General features: G+C 66.8%; 11 protein-coding genes. 6 read left to right on the plus strand and 5 right to left on the minus strand.

What is annotated here, in order from left to right; genetic code table 11:
• Window positions 1-46: 46 nt before the first annotated feature.
• Complete coding sequence (locus tag G3I17_RS04585; RefSeq protein ID WP_164595096.1) at window positions 47-823, minus strand: endo alpha-1,4 polygalactosaminidase; 777 nt, start codon at window positions 821-823, stop codon at window positions 47-49.
• 332 nt (window positions 824-1,155) lie between these two features.
• On the opposite strand from G3I17_RS04585, the gene G3I17_RS04590 reads away from it, so the two are divergent.
• Genes G3I17_RS04590 through G3I17_RS04615 form a run of 6 tightly spaced genes read left to right on the plus strand, consistent with a single transcriptional unit; the run spans window position 1,156 to window position 8,408 of the window.
• Window positions 1,156-2,199 carry a LacI family DNA-binding transcriptional regulator gene (locus tag G3I17_RS04590; protein WP_203589752.1) on the plus strand — a complete coding sequence of 348 codons (1,044 nt, stop codon included), beginning with the start codon at window positions 1,156-1,158 and terminating at the stop codon, window positions 2,197-2,199.
• On the plus strand, window positions 2,196-3,488 hold the full coding sequence (locus G3I17_RS04595) for an extracellular solute-binding protein (RefSeq protein ID WP_164594409.1): 1,293 nt from the start codon (window positions 2,196-2,198) through the stop codon (window positions 3,486-3,488). The genes G3I17_RS04590 and G3I17_RS04595 overlap by 4 nt, the downstream gene beginning before the upstream one ends.
• Window positions 3,485-4,399, plus strand: coding sequence for a sugar ABC transporter permease (locus G3I17_RS04600; protein ID WP_164594412.1), 915 nt, complete (start codon window positions 3,485-3,487; stop codon window positions 4,397-4,399). Before G3I17_RS04595 ends, G3I17_RS04600 begins: the two co-directional genes overlap by 4 nt.
• Entirely contained in the window at window positions 4,396-5,223 is an 828-nt protein-coding gene (locus G3I17_RS04605; RefSeq protein WP_164594414.1) for a carbohydrate ABC transporter permease, read from the plus strand. The genes G3I17_RS04600 and G3I17_RS04605 overlap by 4 nt, the downstream gene beginning before the upstream one ends.
• Before the next feature lie 60 nt (window positions 5,224-5,283).
• Window positions 5,284-6,303 carry a glycosidase gene (locus tag G3I17_RS04610; RefSeq protein WP_164595097.1) on the plus strand — a complete coding sequence of 340 codons (1,020 nt, stop codon included), beginning with the start codon at window positions 5,284-5,286 and terminating at the stop codon, window positions 6,301-6,303.
• On the plus strand, window positions 6,300-8,408 hold the full coding sequence (locus G3I17_RS04615) for a hypothetical protein (RefSeq protein WP_164594416.1): 2,109 nt from the start codon (window positions 6,300-6,302) through the stop codon (window positions 8,406-8,408). The genes G3I17_RS04610 and G3I17_RS04615 overlap by 4 nt, the downstream gene beginning before the upstream one ends.
• Here G3I17_RS04615 and G3I17_RS04620 read toward each other — a convergent pair.
• The 4 genes from G3I17_RS04620 to G3I17_RS04635 all read right to left on the minus strand — a co-directional run bounded on the left by G3I17_RS04620 (window position 8,398) and on the right by G3I17_RS04635 (window position 12,211).
• The gene (locus G3I17_RS04620; protein WP_203589753.1) at window positions 8,398-9,228 is read right to left on the minus strand and encodes a hypothetical protein; all 831 of its coding nucleotides are present in this window, start codon (window positions 9,226-9,228) and stop codon (window positions 8,398-8,400) included. The genes G3I17_RS04615 and G3I17_RS04620 overlap by 11 nt on opposite strands.
• Before the next feature lie 529 nt (window positions 9,229-9,757).
• Complete coding sequence (locus tag G3I17_RS04625; RefSeq protein WP_343238202.1) at window positions 9,758-10,450, minus strand: helix-turn-helix domain-containing protein; 693 nt, start codon at window positions 10,448-10,450, stop codon at window positions 9,758-9,760.
• A gap of 128 nt (window positions 10,451-10,578) precedes the next feature.
• Complete coding sequence (locus G3I17_RS04630; protein ID WP_203589754.1) at window positions 10,579-11,562, minus strand: VanW family protein; 984 nt, start codon at window positions 11,560-11,562, stop codon at window positions 10,579-10,581.
• 124 nt (window positions 11,563-11,686) lie between these two features.
• Window positions 11,687-12,211, minus strand: coding sequence for an Rv3235 family protein (locus G3I17_RS04635; protein WP_164594418.1), 525 nt, complete (start codon window positions 12,209-12,211; stop codon window positions 11,687-11,689).
• Between the last annotated feature and the right edge of the window lies 1 nt (window position 12,212).

Consider the following 12,212-nt stretch of genomic DNA (forward strand, 5'->3'; position numbering starts at 1 on the left):
CCTAGGACTTGGGTTGACGGCGTTGATTTAAAGGGGGTGGAGTGAATCAGCAGGTCTTGCGGACGTAACCGCTGGTACCGGCCGGGCGGACATCCACATCGCGCTGCACGATGCTCAACGTGGAACCGAACCCGGAACAGGCCTTGGTCCGGCCGCCGTTGGTGTACTCGATCACGATCACGTTGTTGCCGAAGGCATCGACATAGTCACCGCACTCCTCGTACTGGCCGCACTCCTCGGCGACGGCGAAGTCCAGGCCCACGCTGGTGCGGTAGCTCGCGAGGTCGACGGTGTTCTTCTGCGCGATGGCGAGGTTCTTGCTGTGGGCATGCGTCGCCAGCAGTTTGAGGTAGGCCCTGGCCTGGGAGGTGCTGATCAGGTTCTTCGAGCGCTCGTAGCTGTCGTAGTTGTCCGGCTCGATCGCTTTGTAGCCCTTGGTGGCGCAGCCGTCGATCCAGCCGTTGACCTTGGCTGCGACCCGGTTCTGCTTGTCCGTGGTGCGGATGTCGAGCAGTGCCTCGCCCCAGTCCTCGTCGATGACGAGATTGCCCTGGGCGTCGCGGAGCAGCAGGTCGGAGGGCCACTGGCTCTGCTCTCCGGGCTGGACCTGGAAGGCGTTCACGTAACAGATGTTGTAGACACCAGCGGCAGGGGAGGCGGTCCGGTCGCGGGTGACCACCTGAACGCCGGCGGGCGGCGTATAGGCCCCGCCGATCTGGTAGTCGAACTTGGCGTGGGTGGGCGGGAGGGTCACTGCGGCCTGAGCGGCAGTGGGGGTGAGGAGGGCGGCGGTTGCGACGGCGGCGGCCGCAGCGGCCACCATCACCCGAGAGGTGCGGAAACGGGACACGATTGCTCCATCGGTCCTGGGGACGCTACCCCGCCTCGGGCCGTCGCCCTGGCGCCTGGAAACCGGGCTCGAACGTGAGTTCATTACCGGCTGGGTGCGTCACTGCAGTGTGGGTCTGACAGGCCCGGCACTGATGGCTCAGTAAAGCGATCCGGTGCCGGACCGTCAAGGGAAACTGCAAACGAGTGCGCGGAAAGCATTGGTTAGCGCATTCCCGTGCATCGCGGCTGAACCCTTGACTACGAGTGTTTATACCGGTTTAGTGAGCGATTAAACCGGTTTAAACGCTCAATCGAAGGATGCCGATGAGCAAGGAACGACCGACGATCGCCGATGTGGCGACCCGCGCAGGCGTCTCCAAGGGCGCGGTCTCGTTCGCGCTGAACGGCCGGCCGGGGCTGGCCAGTACGACCGTCGACCGGATCCTGGCCGCCGCCGACGAACTCGGCTGGCGGCCGAGCAACCGGGCTCGCTCACTGTCGGTCTCGAAGGCGTTCGCGCTCGGTCTGGTGATCACCAGGGACCCCGGCGTGCTGTCGTCGGACCCGTTCTTCCCGGCCTTCATCGGCGGGGTGGAGAGCGTGCTCGCTCCTCGCGGGCAGGCTCTCGTGCTGCAGGTCGTCGCACCCGGCGATGGCGAGGAGGCGGGGTACCGGCGGCTGGCTCAGGACGGTCGCGTCGACGGCGTCTTCCTGTCCGACCTGCGCCACGACGATCCCCGGATCGACCTGCTGACCTCGCTCGGCCTGCCGGCCGTCACCCTCAACCGGCCCGAGGGGCCATCGCCGTTCCCCGCGGTCTGTCTGGACGACCGGCCCGGCACGATCGCGGTCGTCCAGCACCTGCTCGAGCTCGGCCATCGCCGGATCGCGCACGTGGCCGGCCCGCAGGACTTCGTGCACGCTACGGCCCGTACAGAGGCCTTCGTCTCCGCTCTCGCCGAGGCCGGTCTGCAACCGGCCGCGATCGAGACCAGCGACTTCACGGCCGTCGGGGGGATCGAGGCGACCAAGCGGTTGCTCGATGTCCCTGAGCGGCCGACCGCGATCGTCTACGCCAACGACCGGATGGCAATCGCGGGCATGGGCGCCGCGCAACAGGCCGGCTTGAGGGTCCCCGAAGACCTCAGCGTGGCCGGCTTCGACGACAGCGAGCTCGCCGAGTTCGTCCATCCCGGTCTGACCACCGTGCGCGCCGACCCCTACGCCTTCGGCGAGGCGGCCGCGCGCACCCTCAACCAGCTCATCGACGGCGACGGCCTTCTCTCGGGCACGGCAGTACCGGATGTGGAACTGCCGCCCGCTCGCCTGATCATCCGGCGGTCAACCGCCAACCTGGAGGACTCATGAAACACAAGCTCATGGCCGCGGTACTGGCCTTCGGCCTGGCCGGTACTACGGCTGCCTGCGGCAGCGGCGATGGCGGTGGTAGCGCCGATGCGGCGGCCCAGGCTCGCGGCGAGATCACCATCTGGATGTCGAACAATGCCGAGGAAGTGGCCTGGGGCAAGCAGATGGTGGCCGCCTGGAACGCCGCCCACGCTGACCAGAAAGTGACCGCGCAGGAGATCCCGACCGGCAAGAGCTCCGAAGAGGTGATCGGCGCGGCGATCACCGCGGGCAACGCGCCCTGCCTGATCTTCAACACCTCGCCCGCGTCCGTCTCGCAGTTCCAGAAGCAGGGTGGCCTGGTGGCGCTCGACAGCTTCGCGGACGGCAAGTCGTACCTCGAAGAGCGCTCCGGCAAGGTCGCCGAGCAGTACAAGTCGACCGACGGCAAGTACTACCAGCTGCCGTGGAAAGCCAACCCGGTGATGATCTTCTACAACAAGAAGGCCTTCGCCAAGGCGGGGATCGACACGGTCAAACCGCCGCTGGCGACGTACGACGAGTTCCTAGCCACCTCGCGCAAACTGGTCGCGGCGAAGGCAGCGAAATTCGCCATCTACCCGGCGCCGAGCAACGAGTTCTACCAGTCCTGGTTCGACTTCTACCCGCTGTTCGCGGCCGAGACGGGCGGCAAGCAACTCGTTGCCGACGGCAAGGCACAGTTCGCGTCCGAAGAGGGCAAGAAGGTCGCCGGGTTCTGGCGGACGATGTACGCCGACAAGCTCGCGTCGCAGGAGAAGTACACCGGTGACTCGTTCGTCGACGGCACCGCCGCGATGGCGATCGTGGGTCCCTGGGCGATCGCGACGTACAAGGGCAAGGTCGAGTGGGGCGCAGTACCGGTGCCGACTTCTGCCGGTAAGTCCGCTGCCGAGACCTACACCTTCAGCGACGCGAAGAACGTCGCGATGTACTCGGCCTGCAAGAACCGTGGGACGGCGTGGGACGTGCTGAAGTTCGCCACCAGCAAGGAGCAGGACGGCAAGTTGCTGCAGGGCACCGGCCAGATGCCGCTGCGCGCCGACGTGGCCGGCAGCTACCCGGAGTACTTCGCGAAGAACCCCGACTACAAGCAGTTCGCCGACCAGGCCGCGCGGACCGTCGAGGTGCCGAACGTGCCGAACTCGATCACCATCTGGCAGACCTTCCGCGACGCCTACTCCAAGTCCGTGATCTTCGGTCAGCAGGACCCGGGCGCAGCCCTCGACGGCGCCGTCCAGAAGGTCGACCAGCTCGCCGCCGGGTCATGAGCCGCCCCGTCTCGAGGCGCCGAGGGGTGCTTGCCGCAGTACTGGGCAAACAGCCGATCGGTACTGCGTTCGTCACCCCGTACGTGGTGTTCCTGGCGGTGATTTTCGCCTACCCGCTGGGATTCGCGGTCTACATGTCGTTCCACGACTACTTCTTCACCGCGCCCGGCGCGATCGTGGAGCGGCCGTTCGTCGGGTTGGCGAACTACGCGACGGTGCTCTCGGATCCGGCGGTCCGGCGGTCGTTCGTCAACGTGGGCATCTTCTTGCTGATCAACGTGCCGCTGACCGTCGTACTTTCACTGCTGCTGGCCTACGCGCTGAACGCGGCGATCCGCTGGCGGACGTTCTTCCGGGTCAGCTTCTACGTCCCGTACGTCGCCGCGAGCGTCGCCGTCGTCGGGGTCTGGCTGTTCCTGTTCAACTCCGACGGCCTGGTCAACCGGATCCTCGGCCCACTCGCCCCCGACCCGTCCTGGCTGGTGAACTCGAAGCTCGCGATGCCGACGGTGGCGATCTACGTGACCTGGAAGCAGTTGGGGTTCTTCATCCTGCTCTACCTCGCCGCGTTGCAGAACGTGTCGAAGGACCTGTACGAGGCGGCGTCGATGGATGGCGCCGGACGGTTGAAGTCGTTCTGGAACGTGACCGTGCCGGGAGTGCGGCCGGCCACCACGCTGGTGGTCCTGCTCGCCACCGTGACCGGCGCGAACCTGTTCACCGAGCCCTATCTGCTCACCGGCGGTGGTGGTCCGGACGGACATTCCGCTTCGCCGGTACTGATCATGTACCAGAAGGGAATCGAGCAGGGTAATCCCGATATCGGTTCTGCGATCGGTGTGCTGCTGGTGATCGGCGTGCTGTTGCTGGCTGTGGTCGAACGCAGGTTCGTGGGGCGGGAGGACCGATGAGGAAGAGTCCGGGACGCTTCGTCTTGTTGCTGGTCGGCGCCTTCGTTTTCCTGTTTCCCTTCTATTACATGCTGATCGGCAGCCTGCAGGCCGAGCCGGACCCGTCGGTGAAGGGCGCCTTCCCGTCGCCGGGCAACCTGACCTTTCAGAACTACACCGAGATCAACGCGGCGATCGATCTTGGCCGGTCGTTGCTGAATTCGGGGATCTTCACCGGCGGTGTCATTCTCGGCACTCTCGTCTTCGGGGTGCTGACCGGCTATGCGCTGGCCCGGTTGCAGTTTCGTGGCCGCGGTGCGGTGTTCAACCTGATGCTGCTGGTCCAGGTGGTCCCGTTCCAGTTGCTGACCATTCCGCTGTACGTGATGATCGTGCGCAGCTACGGGCTCGCCGACTCCTACCTCGGCATGATCGCGCCCTTCGCGATCAACTCGACCGCCGTGTTCGTGTTCCGGCAGTACTTCCTGCAGTTGCCGCAGGAGTTGTTCGACGCGGCGCGGATCGACGGCGCGAGCGAGCTGAACATCCTCTGGCGGGTGGCGATCCCGTTGGTGAAGCCGGCCTTGCTGACCGGCGTCCTGCTGACCTTCATCGGTCCGTGGAACGAGTTCCTCTGGCCGTTCCTGATCACCAAACAACAAGACCTGCAGCCACTCGCGGTCTCGTTGTCGAACTACCTCACCACCGTCTCGGCGCGCGCTGCGAACCCGTTCGGCGCAGTACTGGCCGGCGCCTGCGTGCTGGCCGCTCCGGCGATCGGGCTGTTCATCATCTTCCAGCGTCGCTTCATCTCGTCCAGCCTCGAGTCCGGGGTCAAAGGCTAGCTTTTGAAAGGGATTTCCGCTGTGACTGTTCCCTATACATTGACGCGTCTTGGTGTCGTGATGACGCCGGAGCCAGGCAACTCGCTCGAGTCCGGGGGTGTGCTCAACCCGGCCTCTGGGCACACGCCTGACGGGCGGCTCTACCTGCTGCCGCGATTGGTTGCCCCGGGCAATGTGTCTCGGATCGGGCTGGCGTCGGTGGTACTGACTGACGGCGTACCGACCGGGGTTTCGCGCGAGGGCGTCGTACTGGCTCCCGACGAAGGCTGGGAGCGTGGGCTGAACAACGCCGGGGTGGAGGATCCGCGGGTGACGTGGATTCCATCGCTGGGCAAGCACGTGATGACCTATGTCGCCTATGGGCCGCTGGGACCGAAGCCGGCGTTGGCGGTGTCGGAGGATCTGCGGTCGTGGACCCGGTTGGGGCCGTTGCACTTCGAGTATCAGGCCTCGCTCGATACCGATCTCAACCTGTTTCCGAACAAAGACACGGTGTTCTTTCCCGAGCCGGTGCCTGGGCCGGACGGCGTTCTGTCGTACGCGATGCTGCATCGGCCGATGTGGGATCTCGGCTGGTTCCGCGAAGGCGAGGGGGTGCATCTGCCGGCTGGGGTGACGGACGACCGGCCGGGGATCTGGGTTTCGTTCGTGCCCGTCGCGGAGGTGGAGCGGGATCTGCGCAACCTCGTTCATCTGCGGGAGCACCGGTTGGTGGCGATGTCGGAGTATCCGTTCGAGGAGCTCAAGATCGGTGCGGGGCCGGCGCCTTTGCGAGTGCCTGAGGGGTGGCTCGTCATCCACCACGGGGTGACGGGGGAGCAGCCTCAAGGGTTTGATCCCACCACGCAGAAGGTCAGCTATGCGGCGGGCGCGATGCTGCTGGATCCGTTGGATGTCACGCGGGTCATTGCTCGTACTGCGGAGCCGATCCTCGTTCCTGAGACGGAGGAGGAGCGGATCGGGACGGTCGGCAATGTCGTCTTCCCGACCGCGATCGAGGAGGTCGACGGCGTGCACTACGTCTTCTACGGCATGGCCGACGCCAAGATCGGCGTTGCCCGCTTGGACCGGTTGTCATGACGGTCACTCGCCGTACCGTCCTCGGTGGGTCCCTTGCGGCCGCTGCCGTCTCCAGCGTGCCGGGGGTCTCGGCGGCAGCTGCAGCTTCGACCGCTCTGCCTGGTTTGCCTGCGTTGACGAATCTTGCGCATCTCGACTATCTGGGGGCCTCCGTCTCGCCGCCTTCGGTGGCTGGGCATTCGACGTACGGGTCGGGGCCGGTCGGGGTGTTGTGGACGTACGCCGACCGCCGCGATGACGGCTCCTATGCGCGGGTTGGTGGCGGTGCGTACAACCCTTCAACTAACACTTATGGACAAGGTGCGTTCAACGCCGATGATTTAGCTCGGGCTGCCGTCGTCTACCTGCGGCACTACTCGATGCACGGCGACGCGCACAGCCGACAGGCGGCGTACGGGCTGTTGCGTGGGCTGACCTTCCTGCAGACGGCCAGTGGAGCCAACGCCGGCAACGTGGTGCTGTGGATGCAGCCGGATGGCACGCTCAACCCGAGTGCCGATCCGGTGGAGCTACCCGACCCATCCGACTCCGGCCCGGCGTACTGGCTGGCCAGGACGGTCTGGGCATTGGGGGAAGGGTATGCCGTCTTCCGCTCTGTCGACTCCCGGTTTGCCGCTTTCCTTCGCGGGCGGCTCGAGTTGGCGATCGCTGCGCTGGAGCGGCAGGTGCTGGTCCACTACGGCGTGTGGAATGTCGTCGACGGCCGCCGGGTCCCCGCTTGGCTGATAGTGGCAGGCGCCGACGCCACCTCCGAAGCAGTCCTCGGCCTAGCCGCCTACGTCACCGCCGACCGCGCTGCTGGCGCTGGTGCGGCCGGTGCTGGTGGGTCTGCTCGTGCACGGCGTGCGCTTGCTCGCTTTGCCGAGGCGATTGCTGCGATGGCTGCTGGAGACAGGCAGACGTGGCCGTTCCGGGCCCTGCTGCCGTGGGGTGAGTCGATCTCTGACTGGCACGCGTGGGGAGCTCAAATGCCTTCCGCGCTGGCGGCTGCTTCCGTCGCACTGCGATCGCCGCGCTTGCTGGAGCCGGCCATCGGCGACGCAGCCGGCTTCACTCCGCTACTGATGACTGCTGGCGGCCCCGACAACGGCTGGCTCCCTGCTCCGATCGACCGGACACAGATCGCGTACGGCGTCGATGCCCGCCTCCAAGCCCTCCTCGGAGTAGCGTCCGCAGCCAACCGCCCCGGCCTTCGTCAGGTCGCCGCCTTCGTAGGCGCCTGGTACTTCGGCGCAAACCGAGCCGGCACGCCGATGTACGACCCCACCACCGGGCGCACCTACGATGGCATCTCCGGCGACGGGATCGTCAACCGCAACTCCGGCGCCGAATCCACGATCCACGGCCTACTCTCCATGCTGTCCCTGGACGCGCACCCGTCGCTGGCCGCACAGGCCCGCACGCTAGGCCCCGCCAGCCGGACGCTCTCCGGCCTGCATACGATCGAAGCCGAGTCCGCAGTACTCTCCACCGGCGCCACAGTCATCACCCCGCCGTCACCATGGACCGGCGAATCCCAATGGAGCAACAACTCCTACGTAGCCTTCACTCCAGGCAGTACAGCCACCTGGACGCTACCGCCCTCGGACCAACCACAGCTCGCCCTACCCATCATCGACACCGTCACCGACCGCCACGCAGGCCAAACCACCTGGTCAGCCAACGGCAAACCCCTAGGCACCATCAACCACGGCACAGCCGGCCCCCAAGGCACCTCACCCACCCCCGGCGCCCTCCTCCCACACACCCTCCCCACCTACCTCCCCCCAAACACAACCCACCTAACCACCACCGCCACCCCACCCCCCGCCTCCACACCCCTCGCCTCCACCGTTCCCGGCTCCACGGCCTCCGCGCTCCGCGTGGACGCAGTACTGCTCCTGCCGTTGATCTCTCAGCTGCAGTTGACCTCGTCGGCAACCACCGCCATCCTCCTCACGAGCGTCGACAAGCACCGGCGCTCGCACCAGGTCACCGTCGCCTCGGCGCGGCGCAGCGTCATCTCCGCCTACGACGACAGCTGTTTTCTACAGGCTCACTTCGCCACGACGGCCCGGACCTTCAACGTCCCCGTCTCACCGGGAGGCTTCACCGTCATCCTTTGAGCGCCTCGGCACACCACTCGGCGAGAAAGCTGAGTGCAAGCCCGCGCTGCTGGAAGAGATGCTGACTGTCCGCCTGCTGGTGATACGCCTTGTGAGACGAACGGGACGCCTGCCCGAGCAACCCCGGCAACAACCACGCGTACTTGACCGCCGACGCCATCACCGCCCGCCGCACAACGTCCGGATCGCCTCGCCACCCACCCTCACGAAGCCCTTCGAGATAGCTGCTGACGCAGGTCTCGGCAAGCTCGGGCAACCGCTCGGCCGGCCAGAACAGATCGAAGACCGCATCGGGAATGTAGTTCCCGAGGTCCTCACCAAGCGCCCCATCTCCGCAGAAAGCCCAATCCAGCAAGGCGATCTCACCATCTGGCCGCCGGATCGCGTTACAAACCCACAGATCGAGATGACACCCTGCCCGCGGCGACTGCTCGACGATCGTCAGCAGTTCGTCGCGATGGGCAACCAACCGCTGCCAACCATCCCGTAACCCGGCCGGCCAGTTGTCGGCCACCAGCGGTTGTCTCCAGGCGGCATCGTCGTCGAGCAACTCCCACGGCACCTCGCGGGTAGTCGAGTAGTCCCGCAGGAAGCCCACCGAAGTCCACGGCCGCACCACCGCAGGCCGCGCCTGCCACCGCCCACAAGCTCGAGCCAGCGCTGCATGATCCTCCAGCGTGAACTCAGTCCCAGCCCGCCCCACGATGTCCTCCAGATAAAGCACCGCGCCACCGGCGATCTCCTCGACCTCCACCCCCGGCAACACCAGCCCAGTACCTTCCAGCCGCCCCCGCAACTCAGCGTCCCGATAAACCTCCACCTCCCGCCGCCAATAATTCCAATGCCGAACCACCCCAGAAGCCCCCCACCCCGCCCCAACCAACGCCCCCGACACCCGAGCCGCCGACGCTCCCGCCCCGGCCTCCGACACCCGAGCCGCCGACGCCCGCGTCACCGGCAGTCCCTCGGCTCCCGGCTCCGCATCCGTGGGCGGCCGCCCAGCCGCCGGCAGCCGTGGTCCAGCGGGCGACTGCCGTGGCGCCGTCGCTGGCAGCGGCTCCGCATCCGTCGGCTGCAGCCCAGTCGCCGACGGCCCTGCAGCCTGGGGCTGGGTCTCTGCTTCTGGCTCTGTCGGGGCTTGTGGTGTGTTCTGCGGGTCTCGTGTGTCGGTGGGCTGTTGGGGTGTGGGGTTGCGGAGTTGTTTGCGGATGTAGGTGGTGCCGTCTTTGCGGTGGATTCGTTCGACGGATGCGGTGACGGCGTTCAGGGGGTTGTGGCGCAGGGGTGTCGCCGAACCTGCTCGGTCGGTGCTCCGGGCCGCGCGGCGCGAATCGCTCATGGGGTGATTGTCAGGCCAGCAGGGTGCGCGGTGGCAGCCCGGTCAGCGCTTTCACGTCGCGGGTGAAATGAGCTTGGTCGGCATAGCCGGTCCGCGCCGCGACCTCCGCGAGGGACAGTCCCGCGCGCGCCTGATCCAACGCGAGATTCAGCCGTAGTACCCGATCCAGCATCTTCGGCCCATACCCGAACGCATCCAGGCACCGCCGGTACAACTGCCGCTCGCTCAATCCCACGCTTCCGGCCAACACCGGTACTGCGACGCCGCGCCGAACGCCCCGCAGCACCTGGCCCACCAACCGATCGGGCGCCGCATCGAACAACTCGCCCGCGACCTCCTCCAATCCCAACGCCGGATCAACCGCCCTCCCGATCCGATCCGCCAACCGCCGGCTCCGCGCGGGCGACCAGACGTCGCCCAACGGCACCAGTTGATCTAGCACCTCTCGGGCCGGCACCCCGAGAAGCCCCGGCGCAGTCCCCGGCGCAAACCTCAACCCCGTATACCGAACCCCAGCCTCGGCTGCGCCGACATGAGCCCGGCTATCGGGCCCAGCCACCGCCAGTTCACCCTCGATCCACAACAGATCCATGCACCCATCAGGCAACACCCGATAGGCGCCGCCATCCGAAGTACGAGCCCACAACACAGCCCCGGGCAGCACCGCCGCCCGCTCCCGGTAAACCCCTGCTTCCCAGCCCACACCTCAAGTCTGCAACCCCGCACCGACATTTCCAGCCAGCCGACCTTCCGCCAGCCGACGTTCCGGGTGCCGCACCTGTTCCGAGCCAGGTCGCCGAGCCAGGTGTCGCCGAGCCGGCCCGTCGGGGGTCAGCTCGCAGGCGGGTATTGGCGGAGGTCGACGTCGATGACGTTCACGCCGGTGGGGAGGTACTTGACCAGGGCCACGTTCTCGCGGATCAGTTCGTCCTCGAGCCGGGAACCGGTGCGGCGGTCGATGACGGTGCGCCAGATCTCGTTGCGGCGGAAGTACTCGCTGCCGGCCAGGAGGAACCGCTCCCCGCGAGCGAAGACCCGGTATGACGAGCGAGTCGGCTGCTCGGCCAGGATCTCGCCTTCCAGGTACCGTTCGCCGACTCCGACGCGGAGCTGGAACGTCTGGTCGGTGTCGTTGCGGAACTGCAGATCCACGTAGTTGTAGACGATGCTGCAGCCGACTCCCCACGGGAGCACACGGCCGTTGTCCGGGAACGGGTCGAAGCTGTGGTTCGAGCGTTGCGTCACGGTGAGCGGCGAGTGCAGGACCATCCAGTGCAGCAGGTTCGCGAGTTGGCAGATGCCGCCGCCGATCCCCGGCTTGGCCTGGCCGTTGGACAGCCGCATGCCCTTCACATAGCCCTTGCGACGGGTCGCGTTGCCGACCAGCTTGTTGAAGGAGAAGGTCTCGCCCGGGCGGATCAGTACGCCGTCGACCTGTGCACACGCGAGCTTCAGGTTGGTCACCTTGTTGTGCTGCATCCACATCTCGGTCTCGCCGAGCTGGCGCAGCAGGAGCGACTTGTGCCGCTTCACCCGGATCGGGAGATCCTCACCCTGTTTGGCCCGCGCGTACGCCGTGTCGGACCTCATCCACTCGATCCGCCGCCGCGCGCGGTGATACCGGATGGCCATCGGATAGAGCGCGGGCACTCGCTGCGACCAGCGCCGCTCGCCGACTCGCGGCAACATCCGGGCCAGTTCGGCCGGTGTCAGCTCGTCCTGCTCGTCCAGTTCGTCAGCGCGAATGTCGTCAACGGTGTCGGTTGGGGTGGTGTCCACGAAGGACAGGGCGCTGGTGGTGGTGCTCTTCTGCATTCGTTCCCCCGGAACGGACTGGATCGATCCCCCTGACCGATCTCGCAACGCTACGCCCGGTCGTGCGACAGCTCCGTGACAGTGGATTCACGATCGGGTTGCACCGAGTACGACGTCCTAAAGGTCAGCCAAGTTCGAGGGCGGTGCAGATCCACCGGTTTCTGTGCACTTCCAGGCGAAGTGCCATCGCGCGGGAGCGGTCGCCGTACCGGACGTGCGCGCAGACTTCGGCGACCTCGGTGGCGGGCGTGAAGACGTGCACCGAGCAGACCGCACTGCGCTCTTTCGCGCTGCGGCCGGTCGCGGTCGTGGTCAGGCCGAGGACGCGGACCCGCCGGTTGAGGTCGCTGAAAACGACCGCATCCGTGAAGCGGATCAGCTGCCCGATCGGGCGATCGCCGGCCAGTACTTCGGCGACGGCCTGCACCAGGCGCGTCGCCCAGGCTTGGGCCTCGGGCAGCGATGGGCCGGTCGGCACCAGGCGCAGTACGGGCGGAGCCGGTGCCGGGCGGAGGTCTGGTGCCTCTTGGTAGCGCAGGGCCAAGGCGCCCTGCGTCATCGGGGTGGCGGCGTGAACGCGGCGTCGGGCAGGGTGGGTGTCCGTGGCCGGGAGGGTGCGGACGGCGGCGAGTGTCGGGTGGTTGCTCATG

It is taken from the genome of Streptomyces sp. SID13031, from assembly GCF_010548305.1.
Taxonomy (GTDB): domain Bacteria; phylum Actinomycetota; class Actinomycetes; order Propionibacteriales; family Kribbellaceae; genus Kribbella.